This is a genomic window from Desulfovibrio sp. (assembly GCF_034006445.1).
Lineage (GTDB): Bacteria > Desulfobacterota > Desulfovibrionia > Desulfovibrionales > Desulfovibrionaceae > Desulfovibrio.
Genome location: NZ_JAVESS010000002.1, coordinates 326,362 through 345,859 on the forward strand (window position 1 = coordinate 326,362; position 19,498 = coordinate 345,859).

Annotated in this window: 12 protein-coding genes; 9 read left to right on the forward strand and 3 right to left on the reverse strand. The window is 56.6% G+C overall.

Annotated features, from left to right (window positions below; genetic code table 11):
- Positions 1-13: 13 nt before the first annotated feature.
- The gene (locus RBR41_RS04165) at positions 14-1,438 is read left to right on the forward strand and encodes an NADH-quinone oxidoreductase subunit N (RefSeq protein WP_320351317.1); all 1,425 of its coding nucleotides are present in this window, start codon (positions 14-16) and stop codon (positions 1,436-1,438) included.
- A 487-nt stretch (positions 1,439-1,925) separates the two neighbouring features.
- On the opposite strand, the gene RBR41_RS04170 is transcribed toward RBR41_RS04165, so the two are convergent.
- Together RBR41_RS04170 and RBR41_RS04175 are read right to left on the reverse strand one after the other, a co-directional pair.
- The gene (locus RBR41_RS04170) at positions 1,926-4,250 is read right to left on the reverse strand and encodes a methyl-accepting chemotaxis protein (protein WP_320351318.1); all 2,325 of its coding nucleotides are present in this window, start codon (positions 4,248-4,250) and stop codon (positions 1,926-1,928) included.
- A gap of 722 nt (positions 4,251-4,972) precedes the next feature.
- On the reverse strand, positions 4,973-6,121 hold the full coding sequence (locus RBR41_RS04175; RefSeq protein WP_320351321.1) for a metallophosphoesterase: 1,149 nt from the start codon (positions 6,119-6,121) through the stop codon (positions 4,973-4,975).
- 731 nt (positions 6,122-6,852) lie between these two features.
- Between RBR41_RS04175 and RBR41_RS04180 the strand changes: the two genes are divergently transcribed.
- The 7 genes from RBR41_RS04180 (at position 6,853) to RBR41_RS04210 (ending at position 15,897) form a co-directional block, all read left to right on the forward strand.
- Positions 6,853-7,887, forward strand: coding sequence for a methyltransferase (locus tag RBR41_RS04180; protein ID WP_320351323.1), 1,035 nt, complete (start codon positions 6,853-6,855; stop codon positions 7,885-7,887).
- Between the two features lie 491 nt (positions 7,888-8,378).
- Positions 8,379-9,926: an SLC13 family permease gene (locus tag RBR41_RS04185; protein WP_320351325.1), complete on the forward strand. Its 1,548-nt coding sequence runs from the start codon at positions 8,379-8,381 to the stop codon at positions 9,924-9,926.
- Between the two features lie 414 nt (positions 9,927-10,340).
- The gene (locus RBR41_RS04190; RefSeq protein WP_320351328.1) at positions 10,341-12,113 is read left to right on the forward strand and encodes an adenylyl-sulfate reductase subunit alpha; all 1,773 of its coding nucleotides are present in this window, start codon (positions 10,341-10,343) and stop codon (positions 12,111-12,113) included.
- A gap of 15 nt (positions 12,114-12,128) precedes the next feature.
- Positions 12,129-12,458, forward strand: coding sequence for a 4Fe-4S dicluster domain-containing protein (locus RBR41_RS04195; protein ID WP_320351330.1), 330 nt, complete (start codon positions 12,129-12,131; stop codon positions 12,456-12,458).
- Between the two features lie 168 nt (positions 12,459-12,626).
- A complete protein-coding gene (locus RBR41_RS04200) occupies positions 12,627-13,322 on the forward strand; it encodes a Crp/Fnr family transcriptional regulator (RefSeq protein ID WP_320351331.1) in 696 nt (231 codons plus the stop codon).
- A gap of 404 nt (positions 13,323-13,726) precedes the next feature.
- A complete protein-coding gene (locus RBR41_RS04205; RefSeq protein ID WP_320351333.1) occupies positions 13,727-15,184 on the forward strand; it encodes an SLC13 family permease in 1,458 nt (485 codons plus the stop codon).
- Between the two features lie 38 nt (positions 15,185-15,222).
- Positions 15,223-15,897 (forward strand): P-II family nitrogen regulator, encoded by a 675-nt coding sequence (locus tag RBR41_RS04210; protein ID WP_320351335.1) that lies wholly within the window; start codon positions 15,223-15,225, stop codon positions 15,895-15,897.
- 340 nt (positions 15,898-16,237) lie between these two features.
- Here RBR41_RS04210 and RBR41_RS04215 read toward each other — a convergent pair whose 3' ends face one another.
- Complete coding sequence (locus RBR41_RS04215; protein WP_320351336.1) at positions 16,238-17,509, reverse strand: competence/damage-inducible protein A; 1,272 nt, start codon at positions 17,507-17,509, stop codon at positions 16,238-16,240.
- Positions 17,510-17,908: 399 nt separating this feature from the next.
- On the opposite strand from RBR41_RS04215, the gene RBR41_RS04220 reads away from it, so the two are divergent.
- Positions 17,909-19,198 carry an O-acetylhomoserine aminocarboxypropyltransferase/cysteine synthase family protein gene (locus RBR41_RS04220; RefSeq protein ID WP_320351338.1) on the forward strand — a complete coding sequence of 430 codons (1,290 nt, stop codon included), beginning with the start codon at positions 17,909-17,911 and terminating at the stop codon, positions 19,196-19,198.
- The last annotated feature ends 300 nt before the right edge of the window (positions 19,199-19,498 follow it).

Consider the following 19,498-nt stretch of genomic DNA (forward strand, 5'->3'; position numbering starts at 1 on the left):
ACAAGGCGCACGCATGAACATACACCTTTTTCTTCCTGAGTTGGCCCTTCTGGCAGGCTGCCTTGCGGCTTTCTGCATGACCATCGGCAAGGCTGGAAAAAACGCCATGCGCGTTTCAATACTCTGCGCCGCACTGGTCTACACCCTGGCCGCCATATGGACGTTGCCGCTCAAGGGCAGCCTTTTTTACGACGCATACCGTGTGGATCTGTTTTCCCAGATGGTAAAATGCGCCATGGGCCTCGGCTTTTGCCTCATGCTGTTCTTCGGGGGTGAGGTCAAGGGCATTGATGGCGACGTGAAGGCCGAATACTACCTCTTTTTGCTGACGGCACTGCTGGGGCTGACCCTGCTTGTCAGCAGCGTCGAGATTGTGACCCTGTTTCTCGCGCTGGAGCTGTCCTCGTACTCCCTCTATCTTCTCGTACCCATGCGCTCCGCGCCTGACGGGCAGACATGGCACGTGGAGGCGGCCGTCAAATACCTGTTCTTCGGCGTTGCCAGTTCGGGCATCATGCTGTTTGGCATAAGCTGGATCTTCGGCCTGACCGGAACCACCTACATGTCCGGCATACTGCCCGTGCTGCATACGGTTTCATCCCAGCCCGTGGGCGTCATGGCGCTGGTCATGCTGCTGTGCGGCATGTTCTTCAAGCTGGCGGTATTTCCTTTCCACTTCTGGACGCCCGATGTTTACCAGGGCGCGTCCAATGAAACCACTGCCTTTATTTCCGCCCTGCCCAAGGTGGCGGCTGTGGCTGTTCTGGCGCGGTTCTGCGCGCTGGCGGCCCCGGATTCCATAGCCTTGCCAACCCTGCTTACCGTGCTTTCCGTCTGCTCGATGTTTTATGGCAACCTGACGGCCCTTGTACAAAAAGACGTCAAACGCATGCTCGGTTTTTCGGGTATAGCCCATGCGGGGTACATCCTGCTGGGCATGGTCACCCTCAAAGCCGGGGGCTTCGCCACTGCCCTGTACTACGGCATCGGCTATCTCTTCATGATGCTGGCGGCCTTTCTGGTTCTGTACACCGTGGCCCCCAATGGAGCGAATGTAAACGTCAAGAATCTCAACGGGCTTTCCCGCCGTTCGCCCCTGCTGGCCTTCATCATGACCGTGAGCATGTTCGCTCTGGCGGGCATTCCGCCTTTCGCGGGCTTTATGGGCAAGTTCATGCTGCTCACAAGCGCATTCAAGTCCGGCTATGTGCTGCTGGTGGTCATTGCGGCCATCAATACGGCCATTGGCATCTATTATTACCTGCAGGTGGTTCGCGCCGTGTACGCCGAGGACGAAAACGAAACGGCGGACGTTCCCGTGACAACGGCCGGAACCCGCGTTGCTGGCGTCTGTCTTGTGGCCATAACGCTCGCGCTGGGCATTATGCCTGAAACTGTGGTGGACATGGCGGTCAAGGCCATGCAGGCCGCCTGGTAAGATCGCGGGCACGCGCTACAGGCGCTTCAAACGAGTGTGCTGACGTTTCAGCGGGTTTACACAGGCGCTTTTTAAACGAAACATCGGACATTCCCGTATTCACTAGCGACCAGACTTTCCATGCGTGGCTCATATGAAAGACCGGGGCCTTGCAGACGTTCCAACGCTGCAGGGCCCCGGTCTTTCATTTTTGGGCAGATTGCCTATGCAATATATGCCCAATAACAGCAGGCAGACTTTGAGACAGGGTGTTGTTTTGAAGGTGTTGTTTTTTGACCTCGCTTCAGATCAAAAAAACCTTTGCACTATCACAGAATACAACAAGAGTTTTAGGGGGTGGGGGCGTGGGGGAGGAGACCCTTTTGCAAAAGGGTCCCTCCCCCACAAAACGTTTCTTCTCCCACAAAACGTTTCTTCTCCCACAAAACGTTTCTTCTCCCACAAAACGTTCTTCTCCCACAAAGCATTTCTTCCCCGTAACTACCTGTTACCGCAGTTCTTCCATGGTGGTTCGCAGTTCCTGAGCCATTTGCGACAGTTCCTGCAAGGCCACAGAAGACTGTACGATGCCTTCGGAGGTTTCGCCGACAATGCGGTTGATTTCTTCAATGGCCCGGCTGATTTCCTCTGACGCGGCGCTTTGCTCTTCCGCCGCCGCGGCAATGGAACTGACCACAGTGGAGTTGTCCGAGGCCAGCGTCACGATTTCATCCAGGGCGGCGCCAGAAGCGTTGGCCAGCCCTGTTGCTTCTGTCACGCTTTGCACTGCGCTGTGCACCTCGTCGATATTGGTACGGGCCGAAGCCTGAATGGCGGTGATGGCGGCGCTGACTTCCAGAGTAGCGCTCATGGTTTTTTCCGCCAGCTTGCGCACCTCGTCGGCAACCACGGCAAATCCCCTGCCCGCATCGCCAGCACGGGCGGCCTCAATGGCTGCATTGAGCGCCAGCAGGTTGGTCTGATCGGCGATATCGGAAATAACGCCCATGATGCTGCCGATATTTTCCGCCTGGCCTCCCAGTTCGCTCATATTGCCTTGCAGGTTGTGCGCCACGTTGTTCACGGCATTGATGGACTGGACAACCCTGTTGACCAGGCCGGAACCGTCCTCGGCCTTGTGTCGCGAGTTCTGGCTCTGGTCGGCGGCCTGAGCCGCGTTTCGCGCTACCTCCAGAACGGTGGAGTTCATTTCCGCCATGGCGCTGGCCGTGGACTCAACGCGCGTGCGCTGAATTTCGGCTCCGCGTGAAATTTCACCCACCTGGGTTGAAAGCTCTTCAGAAGCAGCCGCAAGCCGGTCGGAGATGTTTGAGGCATGATTGGCAACTTCAAGCATGGTTCGCTGCTGGGTTTTGATTTCGGTAAGGTCGGTCAAAAGCTGCATGACGGAAGTGATGTTGCCCTGCTCGTCAAGCATGGGAATGGCGGTATACGCCACATCCATGGTATGGCCCTGCGGATGGGCCCTGGTTTCGCCGCTGGCCGGAGCCTTGGTATTCACGGATGTGGTGAGACCGCAGCGCTCGGTGCCGTAATCATCACGGTGGAACATTTCGTAGCAGGTCATGCCCTGCCAATTATCTCCAACCAGTTTACGGGCGATTTCATTGATATACGATGCCTTGAGATCCTTGTTCAGCACAATGACGGGCGAGGGGATATTTTCCAGAACCGTATGAAAACGTCTGAGAATATTGTTTGTGCCATGAACAAGCACCCCAAATTCGCCCTCAAACTTGCCCTCGTCGCCTTCTGAACTCAGATAGCCCTCTTCGACCTTTCGTTCCAGCCACTTGTATTCCTCAAGAATTCTGTTGAGGGCCGTGGGAACCATCTTCATGGCTCCAACCATTCTTCCGATTTCGCCTTTTTCGCGCGTTTTCAGCTGGCGGGAGAAATCGCCGTGTGCCAGTGCGCTTGCGTAGCCTGAAAGATCGGCAAGCAGGCGCACAAAGCCAATAACGATGCCTGCCGCAAGCACTGCGCCCAAAAAGATGCCAGCAAGGCTTGTGATCTGCATGTACTGCTGGGCGTCCCGATTTTCATCCAGTATCAGTGGCCCAAGCGTTGTCAGTTCCGTAGTGACGCTGTCATTGAGCGCCCCAAGGGCCTCGCGTCCCTTGGCTATTTCTGCAAACAGGCTGGACATGCCGGTATTGCCCTGCTCAAACATCTTTTCAAGCTTGGCAAGGTTTACGCTTATGGCGTCCCTGCTTTTCACAAGATGGGCATAGAGGTCGCGGCCCTCCTGCGTGAAAAGGTATGGCGCCATCATTTCCATGCTCCCCTTCAGAGATTCCAGATAGCCACGGGCCTTTTTTCCTTCTTCCATATCACGCGAATCTGCAAAACGCTCAAAGCTTCCCTGGGCCGAGGCCAGATAGGGCCAGGCCTGGGCCAGAACCGCAAGGGCTTCCGCAGTGCCAGCATCGTGCAGCCTTTGCCCCAGTACGCGCATGTCTTCAACCATGGCTCTCATGGCGGGCTGTACATCTTTGTCAAACAGATCGCTGGCTCCTGTCAGACTATTTGTAACCACGTTGATCTGCTCACCAAGATTTTGCGCGGCCACGAGCATTTTTTTGAGAAGTCCAGTGCGCTCGGCGCTCTTGACCAGCACCTCAGAACGCTTGACCTGCGAGATCAGAGCGTTCACGGAATCATGCGCCACCTTGATGGCGTTCTTGTTCCTTGTATCGTGCTGAAACCGAAAAACATCGGACGTTATTGCATTGAGTGCGCTGGAAGCCTCGCTGCAGAGTACACTCAACTGCGCAATTTTTTGGTATTCCTCAAAATTCGCTGTAGACATGCTGATGTTTCTATGGCCGAAGAATGCCATAGAAACAAGCAACAATACCATAAATGCGAATCCGATAATTATTCTGTACTTGGTTGTCATGCTGGCATCCATAGAGAGGTTGAAGATGCATTCGCCTGCGGTGCTGATACATAACCTTGGCTGGCTACAATCGTGCCGTTTTTCCGCAATGCTGGCCGTCAGTATATCTTGGCCATGACAAGGTATATTCATTAATCTATATGAAGGACGTATGCGTATACGTGGATGATTGCCTGTTTCAAACCGCGATAGTGGCAGGAATTACGTCCGCCTTGTTGCCTCTTGTGATGAGGGCGGACAAAGTAAGCAAGGGTGTAAGGGGTAAGGCTGGCGTTGCTGTGCTGCCATTATCCCTAGCTTCTTATTATCAAAATCTCCCTTTATTGCAACTAATAATCTATAACGTATTTTCGGTTTTATGAAAAAAAAGAATAGGGCAGCGCCAGTTTTTGACGCCGCCCCTGCACAGGTAGGTATTTAAATCAACTAACTATAAATTTTTACAGCATTTTTATGGCCTCAGCCTGCGTTGAAAAAACACAGAATGTGACGTGCAGGCCATGCCACGTTGCCACACGCCCATGCCGCATCGCATACGCTGTGCAGCATCGCATACGCCATGCCGCGTCGCATACGCCGTACCGCGTTGCAAACGCCCATGCCGCGTTGCCACAGTACCCTGCTGCCGGGCATCAGGCGCTGCGCAAAATTATCCTGGGAATCTCCGACGGCACGCCAAGTCGCACGGGAAATCCGTTCCACACCCCCGCCCCGGAGGTAACGTACATGTTCAGCGCGTCAACCGCATACCGCCCGTACAGATAACCGCCGTTGAACTGCGCCACCACGGCGTTCATGCCCAGTATCTGCCCCCCGTGGGTATGGCCCGAAAGCTGTACATCAATGCCGCATCGGGCGTTTGCAGGCGCGTTGGCGGGCCTGTGCTCCATAAGGATGCGCACCGCGTCTTCGGGCGCGCCCTGAAGCGCCGCAGCCAGATCCGGCCCAGGCAGACCAAAGCGCTGCGCAGCCACATCCGTAACACCAGCGAGAACCAGCGGATGCTCCTGTATGCGCAGCACCGTGTGCTGGTTCAGCAGCATGGGTATGCCCAGGGCGGGAAATGCCTTCATCCAGCCGGAAAAGTTGCTGTAATACTCATGGTTGCCCACAGAGCCCCAAATGCCGTAATTCGCCCGCAACCGCCGCAAGGGAGCCACATCCGCAGCCCTGGCCGCGGGGCTGCCATCCACCATATCCCCTGTGAACAGAATCAGATCCGGCTTCAGGGCATTGACGCGATCCACCAGCGCGTTCACCCATACACTCTGCAAAAGCGGGCTTGCGTGCATATCGCTGATCTGCACGATGCTCAGCCCGTCCAGAGCGTTGGGGAGCCTTGGCACAAGCACCTCAACATTCCTCACCTCTGGCACGCCAACGGCTTCACGCAGGCCCCAAAAGGCCGTGCCTGCGGCAAGAGCCACCATTATGGCCTGCCGTCTGCCAGATGAAAAGGCGGGCTGTGGAGCGACGGGCTTTGCGCTGCCACGAATTTTTCGGCCGACCCAGCCAATGATGCAGACCAGATCACGCAAAAGCGTGAACACCAGCAGCAGTACCAGCAAGAGAAAGCACCAGCCCTGCGCCAGCAGCAGAAAGGGGGGAATTTCAGGAGACGCCAGCCCCCCGAAAGCCATGCGGTTGATAAAGTGCTGCTGTGTGATGAAAAGCAGCAACGCGGCCAGCCCGGCTTTTGTTTTCCAGCCTGCCCGCAAGGGCAGCACAAGCCGGGCCGCCAGATATATGAAGACGACCCCGCCCATCAAATGTATGAACATGCTTGGTTTCCTGTACTTTCAAATAAAAACCGCTTTTGAAAAAGCAGGAGTTTCAGGCAGAGCAGCACCTGCGCGTGGCCAAAACACCGCGCACGACTTTTGCCTGGCCGGTTTTACACAACTTTACCCCGGCTGCGGAATCACTTTAACCAGAAATGTATTTCTTGTTCACACCGGCATGCTTGTACCGCCTTGGCGGCGGCAACACAGCATGCCGCTGATTATCCCATAAGACAAGCCGACGGCGGACGGCAAAGCATCCGCAAAGGCCCTGCGCACAGACACAAAGCCAGCCGATGTCAGAGAAGAATATTCATGATTTTTCTTATGTCCATCACCACATTTTTTCGTCAAAGGCCGTCGCTGCGCCTGCTGCCGCCACTGTTGCCGGCCGGCGGCGACCCGGCGGCAGTGGGCAACAGAGGCAGCCACGGGCACCTGCCTGTTACTGCCATTCCTGCATCATCGCATATGGATGTTCGTACAAAAAAATCAGATGGGTAGCTGTTGCAAAAACAACGGGCACTTCCGTCACCGGCCTCTGCGCGTATGGCAAAAGCATGGTTGGCACCATGGTCTGGTACGGGTATGATGCCCTGAAATGTCTGCTTTGTTTGCGGGGCCTGCCCCCTCTGCTCCCACAGAGAACAGAGCGCTTGCACTCAGCAATCACTCCTGGTGCCGCCCCAGGCGGCATGACGGCAATCTCAACACCTTTCAGGAGAACCGTTATGGGCACAGCGCCTTTTGACCATCTCAGCCAAGAAATGACATGCTTCATGCGCTCCAGCGTTCTTGGGGCCCTGGCCGAACTTGATCTTGGCACAACTATCCTCCAGAACGGCAACAGCCTCGGCGCTGCCGAGCTTGCCCGGCTGTGTGCATACGATGAACGGGGAGCCGAGGCCCTGCTGGACGCGCTTGCCGCCCTGGGCTATTTCGCCAAAACAGGAACAGGGGCCGCAGCCCGGTATTCCGTGGCAGAAGAATACAAAAGCTCTCTGGACAGCCGCCACCCGTCAACATTAATTCCAATGATGCGGCACATGGCAGGCTTGCAGCGCTCGTGGGCGCGCCTTGCCTGGGCCGTGCGCGACGGCAAGCCGCAGGATAAAATCCCCAGTATTCTCGGCGCAGAACAGGACAGGGTATCGTTCATCATGGCCATGAATTCCATCGCCGTCAGGCTGGTGGACAAGGCCGTAGCATCGCTGTTCAGTGCCGGGGTTCTGTCTGTTGCAAGCATGGGCCTGCGTATTCTGGACATCGGCGGCGCATCGGGCACCTATACTGAAGCCTTTCTCAAGAATCTGCCGAAAAGCACCGCCACCATCATCGACCTGCCTGTGGCCATTGCGCAGGCCAAAAACCGTTTTACGGGCACGAGCCTTGAGTCGCGCGTCAGCCTGATTGAGTGCGACTTTACAAAGGACGCCCTGCCCTCTGGTTTTGATTTTGCCTGGATAAGCGCCATAATTCACCAGATGAACCGGGAAACAAGCCGCATGCTCTACGCCAAGGCCCTGGATGCGCTGAAACCTGGCGGCAGTGTGGGCGTTCGGGACTACGTCATGCGTGAGGACCGCACCTGCCCTGTTGACGGCGCCCTTTTTGGCATCAACATGCTTGTGAACACCCGGGACGGCAGGGTCTACACCTATGAAGAAATCAGGGAAGACCTCGAACTGGCAGGCTTCACCCAGGTTGTCCACGCCGTTGACGTACCCAGCATGTCCGCTGTGGTGACCGCAAAAAAACCCGGTTAGGGTTTATTACGTTGAGCTGCCTTGTGGGGGAGGGACGCCAAATGCCGTTGAGCTGCTTTGTGGGGGAGGAACCCTTTTGTAAAAGGGTCTCCTTCCCCACGCCCATCCCCTGAAATCTTTGTTGGCTGTTGGCATAGTGCCAGAGCATTTCGATTTTGAAATGCTCTGACGGCTACGAGCAGACGCCCGCCGTGCAGGCGCATCTGGACAGTCTGTCTGCACGGCTGCGGCATGCGCGGTAAAACCGGATTTGCTGTGCAAAAATCTTTATAAACACTGTGTTAGTAACACCAAGGCCCGGAGAAGTATGCTCCGGGCCTGTTTTATTTGCGTTCTTTATGCCTGCCCACCCGAAATCAGCGGCATGGTGAGCAGCCAGAATAAAAATGATTTTTTTCTCAAATTATCATCCAGATGATGGAATCAAAACTTCACCCCGCCTAGCATGCGCAATCAAACGTATTTTGCGCACGTACAAGAAAGGGTGAGCTATGAATCAGGATTTTTGTGCATCACGACTGCCGGTATTTACCTACCTTTGTGAAAATGTTCGTAAATCTGGCAACACCCCCTGCAGGGCCTTTGCAGGCTTTGGCATAGCGTGGTTGGCGTTCGTACTTTTCTGGGGAGTGCTTGAACCGTTTTCTGGCCTCACGCCTGACGGAATGGCCGTTCTCGGCATTGTCGTCTGGGCCAGCATCATGTGGGTCAGCGAGGCCATGCCCGCAGGCATAACCGGCATTTCCATTCCCACCATGCTGCTGATCACCAAGGCTCTGCCCTGGGCCAACGGCAAACCGCCCATGGCCGTCATCTTTGCCGGCTTTACAAACCACGTCATCTGGCTGTGTCTGTTCGCCTTTATGGTCGCCGCCGTCATGCAGCTTATCGGGCTGGACCGCCGTATTGCGCTGGGCATTCTGGCGCGCTTCAAGGCGTCATCCGTTGGTCGGGTCATCTGGGGCATGTTTTTCGTCAACATCATCCTTGGCTTTCTTGTTCCTGCGGCCAACGCCCGCGCCGCCACCCTGCTGCCCGTGGTGCAGGGCATATGCAATCTGCTGGGCGATACGCCCGAAGACCGGGCTGCCAAAAAGGCCATCGTGATTCAGTCGCTGGTCTATGGTTCGATGATCTGCGGCATGTTCATCATGACGGCCCACCTGCCGAACATGATTCTGGTGGGCATTTTTGAAAAAAATGGCTACCAGGACCTGAACTTTCTGAACTGGATGCTGCTCCAATTTCCCTATCTTGGCATGTTTGCGCTTACCAGCTTCTGGATCAAGTACCATTTCAAAACCGCAAAGGTGTCCATTGCGGGCGGCGCAGCCACGCTTGAAAAAAGCTATCGTGACCTCGGCCCCATGACCGCTCCTGAAAAGGTGCTTCTTGGCATCTTCCTTCTGGTGGGCTTCATGTTTGTTACGGGCAAGGGCAGCTTTATCTGCGAACTGCACAGGCAGCCGCTGGGCGTTATTGGCCTGTTGGGCATGCTGCTGCTCTTTGCTCCCGGCATTATGCCCTGCTCGTGGCGGGCAGTGCAGCAAAAAACCATCTGGGGCACATTTCTTCTGCTGGGCGGCGCAATGACCATGACCACAGCCATGACCCAGGCGGGTGTGGCGCAATGGCTAGCCGACCATATCCATGCCATGGTTGTTGGCCTGAACTGGTGGCAGACCCTGCTGGTCATGATGGCCGGAACACACGTCATCCGGCTTGGCATGTTGTCCAACGTGGCGGCAGTGGCCATGCTGGCCCCGGTGGTTTTTGCCATGGCGCCCAAACTGGGGCTGCACCCCGTGGCCTTCACCATGCTGGTTTGCGATACCGACACCTTCGCATACCTGCTGCCGACCCAGATCACCGCGGCCGTCATAGCTCACAGCACCGAAACATTTTCTACCGCGGACTATGCCAAGGCCGGTTGGGTCGCCGTGCTCATCGCCATTGCTTACGGCGTTTGCGTCATGGCCCCCTGGTATGCGCTTCTGGGGCTTCCGGTGTGGAACCCTTCCGCGCCCTGGCCTTTCTAGAGCAGATTAACTATGAAATGCTTCACATTTCAAAGTTTTCATTCAGCCGAAAAATGCGATTTGCGACGGCCATCAGCAGGCTGCACGTTCTATTAACCAATTGCTGTCTTTGCGGCAGTCGTTGGCGAGTCTACGAGCCTTACGAATGGCGACAGCGATTGCATGGAACAAAATGTATAGTTACTCATGCTGTCTTTATCCGTAGCTTCCTGCGTCACAACGCTTTAAGCATCCGTAGCTTCCTTCGTCGCAACGGCTAAAGCTCGGCTGAATCCACGCCACGTTGTGGCGCGCTGCACTTCCGTGCAGCGTTAGAGCATTTACACTTTTTCAAAGTTAAAAAGCTCTAAAACAAACTCCCATCCAGAACATATGGATTTCAGGAATTCATAACCCTTCTTCTGAGAGGAAACCATGGCACGCATGAAAACAGGCCATACGGTTGATTTTCGGCCCGCAAGCCTGGCCGACATTGAAACCGTCGAGGTCACAGCCGACCTTCTGATCATAGGCGGCGGCAACGCCGGGTGCTTTGTGGCCACCGAAGCCGCACGGCTCAACCCGCAGATAAAAACCGTCATTGTGGAAAAAGCGGATATTATGCGCTCCGGAGCCTGCTCCGCAGGGATGGACGCCATCAACACCTACATCCCCGAAGGCAAGACGCCCGAGGATCTCGTTCGCTGGAGTCGCTCGCAGGTGGGCGGCGGCCCCTTGCGTGAAGATCTGGCGCTCTCCAATGCCGAAGAGCTCAATGAATGCGTGGATGATCTTGAACGTTGGGGCCTGCCCATCCTGCGGGACGAAGACGGAAAGATTCGCTATCGCGGCAAGTGGGACATCTCCATCCACGGCGAACAGCTGAAGCCCATCATGGCTGAAAAGGCTCTTGAAAGCGGCGCGGACGTCTACAACCGGGTAGCGGCCACAAGCCTGCTGATGCAGGACGGGCGCTGCGTGGGCGCAACGGGTTTTGGCGTGCGCGACGGCAAGTTTTATGTTTTCCGCGCCAGGGCTACGGTTGTCAGCACGGGCGGCGCAGGTACGCTTTACAAGTCGTACACCGCAGACTCCACGGACAGTGGTTCGCAGATATGGATGTGCCCCTACTGTGTGGGATCAGGTTATGCCATAGGTTTCAGGCAGGGCGCAGAACTCACGAGCCTTGAGCAACGCTGGGTCGCCACCCGCACCAAGGATTTTTGCGGCCCCGTGGACACCATTTCCGTGGGCTATGGCGCGCCCATCATCAACTCGCACGGCGAGCGCGTCATGAGCCGCTATGCAAGTCTTGGCGGCGACGCGGCCCCCCGGTACATCCGCGCCAACGCGCCCATGGAAGAATGGCTTGCCGGACGCGGCCCCTGCTACTGCGACACCACCCACATGACGCCTGAAAAGACCAAGGCCATGATGGAAGACTACCTGAACGAACGCCCCTCATTCGTGCTCTTTCTCGCCAGTCGGGGGCAGGACCCCAGCAAGGAACCCATCGAAATTTTCGGTTCCGATCCCTACATCCTTGGTGGTCACACCGGGGGCGGCTATTGGGTGGATATGGAGCGCATGACCACCCTGCCCGGCCTGTTTGCGGCGGGTGAAACCGCAGGCGGCAACCCCAACAAGTTTGTGGGCGGCTGCTGCGCCGAAGGCAAACTGGCCGCGCGCGGAGCGCTTGCCTTCATGGCTGCCGTGGGCACGCCTGCCCCTGACGCAGCGCAGATTGAGCGTGAAAAAGAACGGGTCTATGCCCCGCTGCTGACTCGTGAAGCCGAAGGCATTCGTCCGGTAGAAATGAAAGAACGCCTGCAAAGGCTCATGGACGAATACGCTGGCGGCTCCAGCCAGTTTTATCGCACCAATGAGCAGCAACTGGACTACGCCCTCAGGCATATCAAGATGCTGCAAAGCCAGTTCTGCCACCTGCGCGCGCAGGATCTGCACGAACTGATGCAGGCCAACGAAACCATGGACCGTGTGGATGTGGCCGAAGCCGTGGTGCATCACCTCAAGGCCCGCAAGGAAACCCGCTGGGCGGGCTGGCAGACACGATCGGACTATCCGGAACGCGACGACGCCAACTTCGACTGCTTTGTGGAATCACGCCGGGATGCAGCCACCGGAGAAATAGTCACATTTACCCGTCCCTACGAGCAGTTGCTCCCTGGCGACAGGTACAAGCCCTAATGCAGGAGAACGAAAATGCCGCCAAAAATTGACGTACATAAATGCAATGGCTGTAAAGGGCGCGAAGAAACCCACTGCGAAGAGGCGTGCCCCGGCAACCTCATGGCCCTAGATCAGGCCGTCGGCAAGGCTTTTCTGCGCAACCCCCGCGACTGCTGGGACTGCATGTCCTGCATCAAGGCATGCCCTTCCGGCGCGCTTGAAATCAAGATGCCCTATCAGCTCGGCTACTTCAAAGCTTCGCTGAAACCCATAATGGGGTCCAACTTCATTATCTGGAAATGCCGCGATATTTACGGGCAGGAGCAGACCTACCGTTATGTGAACCGGCTGGACAAGGCCTAAAACGACATTACATCAAATTACGCCCGCCGCGTCTGCCGAGCAGCGGGCGTAACCTCTTTCCACCGCGAACTCCATGCTTCGCGGTGGAGAGGGAAGGGCCTTGGGCCACAGGATTTTCGACCTTGCGGCCCAGGCTGAAACAAAAGTGTTTGCAGCAAGGATATGGGTATGAACACATTCTGGCACCTCGAAAAAGAAGATTTTTTCAGAGGGATTGATGATGTAAAAAGCATTTTTATGGAAAACGCCCATCGCCAGGAATTGCCCAAGAATGAAACTGTTTTTTTGGAAGGCGATGCCGGAGATACTTGTTTTTATATTGAATCCGGCCTGGTTCGCATTTTCGGCACGGCTGGTTTCGGCAAAGAGATGACGTTTTCCTTGCGCATGCGGGGGGAGTTTTTTGGTCTTTCTGAAGTGCTGAACAGTTCGCCGCGCAAGGCAGGCGCGCAGACCGCAAGCCCTTCAGTGCTGTATTCCATCGGCCAGCAAAGCTTTGAAACCCTGCTGCGTGATCATTATCCGCTGGCACGTCGCGTCATCACTCTTCTGGGCCGCAGGTTGCGCTATATGGGCGATATGGTGCGCAGGCAAAATGATGACGTGGCCAACCGCCTGGCAAGCCTGCTTATTTCACTGGCCTACGACACGCTGCGCACCACCGAAGACTGGGACAAGCCCTGTGAAATCCCACTGAACATTCCTCAGGAACAGATGGCCTCTATGGTAGGTTCGACTCAGCCCACGGTGAGCGCCACCTTGCAGCGCTTTCGCATGGACGGTCTTATTGTCGGCAACGGCAGAAAGATTGTGCTGCTCAACCCTATTGAGATGATCTACAGGCTTGACCACAATCTTCTTTGATCTTCAACCAATCTTCTCGCGCCGCTCCACCCATTTTTCAAAGTACTCTAGTGCATTGCCTTTTACTTAAGTCAGATGCTCTATCGTTGCACACAAGCACAGCGTCGCGCGACATGGTGCGGGTTCTGCCCCAATTGCAACTTCGGAAAAATGACGAATTGAAATGTGAAGCATTTCAGAGGCAAGCTGATTCAAGTAATTATAATCCATAAACCCTGTCCCCTTACCTCTTCAAACCCATCCAGCCTCCTTTCATTTTTGTCGCCTGACGGCAGCTATCCCTCATCGCTTAAAATCAGTTCGCAGCACTGCCAGAGGTTGCGCCAAGGCTGCATTTCCTGCTACACAGCCAGTATCTCGCGATTTTCTTTCCACTAAATTCTGAGCGGTACAGGGAGACGACTATGCAGCATATTTTTTTCAGCAGCTTTCTAGGCAAATCGCCACTCTGGTATAAATATACGGTGCTGGCCTTTCTGGTGGCCAACCCTGTTCTCAATATTATGGTCGGCCCATTTATAACGGGCTGGCTGCTGCTGCTCCAGTTTATCTTTATTCTTTCGCTGGCGCTGAAGTGCTACCCCATTCCCGCAGGCGGTCTGCTGGCCCTGGAGGCCATCATCATCGGCATGACCACGCCCGACGCCGTGTACCAGGAAGTGGTCACCAACCTGCCCACAGTGCTTTTGCTCATCTTTATGGTGGCGGGCATCTACTATCTGAAAGATGTGGTTTTTGTCGTTTTTACCCGACTGTTTATCGCCATTCGCAAAAAACACTGGCTGTCGCTGGCATTCTGTATTGCCAGCGCCACGCTTTCCGCCTTTCTGGACGCCCTGACCCTCATGGCCATCATTATTGCCGTCTGCTTCAATTTTTACGCCATTTTTCGCAAAGTGGCCGGGGCCTTTACCCCGACCAACGGCAAAGAAGCCCCGGAAGTTGAAGAATTTTGCGGCTTTTTGCGCAACATCATCATGCACGGCGCTCTGGGAACAGCCCTTGGCGGCACCATGACCATTGTGGGGGAACCGCAGAACCTCATGATCGGCACCATGATGAATTGGTCATTTGCGGAATTTTTTATGCACAACGCCGTTATTGCCGTGCCTGTGGCCATTGTGGGCTTTACCCTCTGCCCCCTGCTTGAAATTTTTCGCTTTCCCGGTTTCGGATACCAGCTGCCGGAGGCCATCCGCGAGCTTATTGTCAAGGACGCCGCCAAAAAAGCGCGCCAGCTTTCAGACCAGACGCGCTTTCTTTACATCACCCAATGCGTGGTGGGCATACTGCTGATTTTGGCCCTGGCCCTGCACGTGGCCGAAATCGGCCTGCTTGGCCTTACGCTGATCATCCTGCTTTCGGCCATGACAGGCAAAACCAAGGAACACGACTTTTCTGAAGCTTTCAACAACGCCATGCCCTTTGTCTGCCTTATCATCGTCTTTTTTGCCATTCTTTCGGTGGTGCACGACCAGCATCTGGTGACGCCGCTGGTGGAATGGGTGTTCCAGTTCCAGGGCAAACCCCAGTTGCTGGCGCTGTATCTGGTCAACGGCACGCTGTCGTTTGTGAGCGACAACGTCTTCATCGCCTCTGTTTTTATTACCGAAATGGACAAAGCCCATACGGCTGGCCTGTTCTCCAGCGACTGGTACGAAAAAATCGCCGTGGTGGTGAATATGGGCACCAATATTCCCGCTGTGGCGACGCCCAACGGGCAGGCGGCTTTTCTCTTTTTGCTCACGTCTTCGCTGGCGCCGCTCATCAAGCTCTCGTACATGCGGATGGTCAAGCTGGCCTTTCCCTATACCGTGACCATGACGGCCACCGGAGCCATTTGCATCTACTTTTTCCTGTAGCCGCCCGATCCTGGCCCATATATGTGGAGAACATACCGATGAATATACAGTTTACGCCCGCCAAGCTGCTTGTGGTCTTTGGCGAATGCGGCTGCGGCATGGCCATCGTTGACGCCTCCAAGGAAGGAGGCGCACGCGGCGGCACGAGGCTTCATGGCCGCTGTCTGGACGAAGACGGTTGCGGCTGCGGCTCGTGCCCCGGTTGCGTTGATCAGGATATTATCCTCATCCTCATGCAGGATGAGGCTGAAAGCGTTATTACAGCCGTTGTGGAAGGGGCTTTGAAAAACCCCAAATGCCGTGCGAGCGCAGCCATGGTGCTGGACGTGCCCAAGGCCATGCTGCGCGCCAGCCAGACAGCCAGCAACGAGCCTTTCTTACATACCATCGAGGGAGAAGACATGAAATCCGGCTACACCATGATATGCAGCATCATCAATCACGGACAGGCCGAGGAGCTCATGGTGGTGGCCCGACAGGCCGGAGCGCGCGGCGGCACCATACTGGGGGCCAGAGGAACAGGTACTGAAGAAGACGTGAAATTCTTCGGCATCAGCCTGACGCCTGAAAAGGAATTTCTGCTTATCATAAGCGAAAACGCCGCAACAGACGCCATTTTACAGGCGCTGGGCAGCCAGCCGGTCTTCAGCGAGCCGGGGGGCGGCATTGTCTTTACCACCAGCATTGAGCGCTACATATCCCTCAATGCCTGATGCCGCCAACGTCTCTGCGCCCTTGAGCACGAGAGCCCTGTGGGTGCGCCATTGACCGATGGAGCGCTGTGCAAAAAGCCTTGTAAAACCGTGTGTTGGCTAAAAATACAAGGGCCGGAGCGACATAGCCGCTCCGGCCTTTGAAAAACCGGCTCCGCATCCTGCCAGGGCAATTTCAAAGTGAAATTGCCCTAGAGCAGATTAACTTTGAGAATATACATTCTCAAAGTTTAAGGCACGCTCACTTCGGCGTTTAACCGCGCAGATAAACTGCGCTTACGCCTCCGTAGCGAACGTCTGCTCACGCAGCCGTCAAGAGCAATTTAAAAGTTAAATTGCTCTAAAGGGCTGCAACCGTCCAAAGGGCTTCCACATCCAGGCCCGCCATATGCCTGCGCAGCATGTCCAGCGCATGGCTTGAAGCCAGACGCCGTGTCCATTCCCGCCCAAGGTAGCGCCCATGCGGACGCAGTTCACGCAGCCAGACATCCTTGCCATGGCTCAGCGCCACATATACCAGACCCACGGGTTTGCTTTCGGTGCCGCCGCCGGGCCCGGCCACGCCGGTAATGCCAAGGCCGTAATCCGCCCCGTAGCGCTCGCGCACCCCTGCGGCCATGCTGCGGGCCACTTCCGGGCTTACGGCCCCGTGGCGCGCCAGCAGTTCTTCGGGCACGCCCAAAAGCCTGGTCTTGGCTTCATTGGCATAGGTGATCAGGCCGTAGCCGAAGACTTCCGAAGAACCGGGCTGATCGGTAATACGCTTGGCCAGCAGCCCTCCGGTGCAGGATTCCGCCGTGGCCAGACTCTGCCCGCGCAAGCGCAGCCCCTCCACCACCACGGCCTCCAGGCCCGTCACATTGACGCCATAGACCACGTCGCCCAGGCGCGCGCGCACCTCATTCACCACTGGCATGGCCAGGGCTTCGGCAGCCTCGGCGCTCGCCGCCTTGGCCGTCACCCGCACGAACATTTCCGCGTCGCCGGCATAGGGGGCGGCCGTGGGGTTGACGCCTTCGGTCAGGTCAGCGATGCGCAAGGCCGCCGTCCCCTCGCCAATACCAAAGGTGCGCACCATGAAGGACGCTATGACCGAATCCGTCATGTTCTGCAAAAAGGGCACAACGCTGTTTTCGAGCATGGGCAGAAGTTCGGACGGAGGCCCCGGCAGCAGGATGACCCATTGCCCGCAGGCCGCCGGCACGGCGCAGCCGGGGGCAGTGCCCGCGTCATTGGGAAAGACCACCGAACCGCGCGGCAGGTATGCCTGCTTGAGCTGATTGGCCGATATGGGGCGGTCGCCAAAATAGTCACGCAAACGGCGCAGGCTGTCCGCATCTTCTTCAAGGGGGCAACCCGTGACCTGCGCCACGGTTTCCTTGGTCATATCGTCATCCGTGGGGCCAAGGCCGCCGGTGGTAATGATGATCTGCGCGCGCCCGAGGGCCTCGCGCAGGGCGGATTCCAGCCGTCCGCCATTATCCCCCACCGTGTGCACCTGCAAAAGATCCAAACCCAGCGCAGAAAGCGCTCTGGACACGTGGGCGGCGTCGGTGTTGACAGTATGCCCCAGCAGAAGTTCCGTACCCACTGAAATGATTTCCGCCCTCATGCGGCCTCCTTGCATCCTTACAATCTTGCCGCCCCGGAAGTCGGCAGGAAGATCATGGTAGCGCTTGCCCGCATGCCATGCAACAGGGTTTGCGCCATGGCAGGCGGTGCTCAAGCCACAAATTTGCCAGCATGCCACGCGACGGCGCGTCAGTCAGGATGCGTCCTGGCTACGCCCTGCAGCCCGACGCGCGACCTTGCCTCACGCCTGCCCAAAGCCATAGGCACGGTCACTTTTTGACAAAGAGCCGGAGGGCCTGTACTGGCCATAGCCAGATGTTGACAAAGGGAATCGCTTGCGACATGGTATTACCTAGCAAATCAATAAGTAATGATCGCACGGCACAGAAAACCGTTATAATGCAAGTAATAAAGCGGCCCGCCGCAAAGGGGAATCACAATGAATCATGAAAAAGGCTTGCGGTTTGAAACCCTGCAAGTGCATGCCGGGCAGGAGAAGCCGGACGCAGCCAGCGGTTCCAGGGCCGTGCCCATTTACCAGACGACCTCCTACGTGTTTGACGACTGTGCCCATGCCGAGGCCCGGTTCAACCTGACCGACCCCGGCAACATTTACAGCCGTTTGACCAATCCCACGCAGGACGCGCTGGAACAAAGGGTGGCGGCCCTTGAAGGCGGCGTGGGGGCTCTTGCCACGGCCAGCGGCGCGGCTGCCGTAAGCTACGCCCTGCAAAATCTCGCCAGCGCCGGGGACCACATAGTTGCCGCCAAAACCCTGTACGGCGGCACCTACAATTTACTTGCCCATACGCTCAAAACCTGGGGCATTGAGACGACCTTTGTGGACCCCGCCCAGATGGATTCCTTTGAACAGGCCATCACGCCCAGAACACGCGCCATCTTTGTGGAGAGCATGGGCAATCCCCACAGCAATATTGTGGATATGGAAGCGCTGGCAGACCTGGCTCACCGCCACGGCGTCCCCCTGGTGGTGGACAACACCTTTGCCACTCCCTGGCTTATGCGCCCCATTGAATACGGCGCGGACATCGTCGTGCATTCCGCCACAAAATTCATGGGCGGACACGGCGCCGCCCTTGGCGGCATCATCGTGGACAGCGGCCGCTTTGACTGGGCCGCGTCCGGCAAATTTTCCCACCTGAGTGAGCCAGATCCGAGTTATCACGGCCTGAGCTTCACCAAGGCCGTCGGGGCGGCGGCCTATATAGTGCGGGCACGGGCCATCCTGTTGCGCGATCTTGGCGCAACAATGGCCCCCCTGCACGCATTTTTGATCCTCCAGGGGCTTGAAACACTGTCGCTGCGCGTGGAGCGCCACGTGCAGAACGCCCTGGCCGTGGTGCGCCATCTGGACAACCACCCCAAGGTGCAGACCGTCAATCACCCAAGCCTGCCCCACAGCCCCAGCCACGCCCTGTACAAGCGCTATTTCCCCAACGGGGGCGGCAGCATCTTTACCATTGAGGTCAAGGGCGGCGCGGCCGAAGCCAGAGCCTTTATTGACAAACTGCGCATATTCTCGCTGCTGGCCAACGTGGCTGACGCCAAATCGCTGGTAATCCACCCTGCGTCCACCACGCACTCGCAAATGACCGAAGACGAACTGGCGCTTACGGGAATCTGGCCCAATACCGTGCGCCTCTCCATAGGCATCGAACACATTGACGACATCCTGGCTGACCTGGATCAGGCATTGGCCTCCCTGTAATCACTGCACAAAGCCTCCTCCCAAAAGCTCCCATGCCACGCGTGTGGGGGCTTTTTACGTTTGCGCTATCCCTGGCGTTCTGGCCTGCTCCTCTGCCGCGCCGCATGGATTTTTCTGCCGCGCTGAGCCGCAAGCGAACTTTTATTGCTGCCATATATCGGTTTTACGTAAAAAAATCGCCACCTCGTGCGGGCCACGGCAAAATCCATTGTATTTTACAAGGGCATTGCATAGAGTGCCTGAGGCGGCGTCACGTCCGCGCGGGCAAAATGTTTTCCCGCAGACGCGGCGCGCCGCAGC

What these genes read in the sequence shown, in the direction of transcription:
- RBR41_RS04210 (WP_320351335.1), top strand. Translation starts at nt 15,223, where the DNA reads ATGAATATACAGTTTACGCCCGCCAAGCTGCTTGTGGTCTTTGGCGAA.
- RBR41_RS04165 (WP_320351317.1), top strand. Translation starts at nt 14, where the DNA reads ATGAACATACACCTTTTTCTTCCTGAGTTGGCCCTTCTGGCAGGCTGC.
- RBR41_RS04220 (WP_320351338.1), top strand. Translation starts at nt 17,909, where the DNA reads ATGAATCATGAAAAAGGCTTGCGGTTTGAAACCCTGCAAGTGCATGCC.
- RBR41_RS04170 (WP_320351318.1), bottom strand. Translation starts at nt 4,250, where the DNA reads ATGTCTACAGCGAATTTTGAGGAATACCAAAAAATTGCGCAGTTGAGT.
- RBR41_RS04205 (WP_320351333.1), top strand. Translation starts at nt 13,727, where the DNA reads ATGCAGCATATTTTTTTCAGCAGCTTTCTAGGCAAATCGCCACTCTGG.
- RBR41_RS04200 (WP_320351331.1), top strand. Translation starts at nt 12,627, where the DNA reads ATGAACACATTCTGGCACCTCGAAAAAGAAGATTTTTTCAGAGGGATT.
- RBR41_RS04175 (WP_320351321.1), bottom strand. Translation starts at nt 6,121, where the DNA reads ATGTTCATACATTTGATGGGCGGGGTCGTCTTCATATATCTGGCGGCC.
- RBR41_RS04180 (WP_320351323.1), top strand. Translation starts at nt 6,853, where the DNA reads ATGGGCACAGCGCCTTTTGACCATCTCAGCCAAGAAATGACATGCTTC.
- RBR41_RS04185 (WP_320351325.1), top strand. Translation starts at nt 8,379, where the DNA reads ATGAATCAGGATTTTTGTGCATCACGACTGCCGGTATTTACCTACCTT.
- RBR41_RS04190 (WP_320351328.1), top strand. Translation starts at nt 10,341, where the DNA reads ATGGCACGCATGAAAACAGGCCATACGGTTGATTTTCGGCCCGCAAGC.
- RBR41_RS04215 (WP_320351336.1), bottom strand. Translation starts at nt 17,509, where the DNA reads ATGAGGGCGGAAATCATTTCAGTGGGTACGGAACTTCTGCTGGGGCAT.
- RBR41_RS04195 (WP_320351330.1), top strand. Translation starts at nt 12,129, where the DNA reads ATGCCGCCAAAAATTGACGTACATAAATGCAATGGCTGTAAAGGGCGC.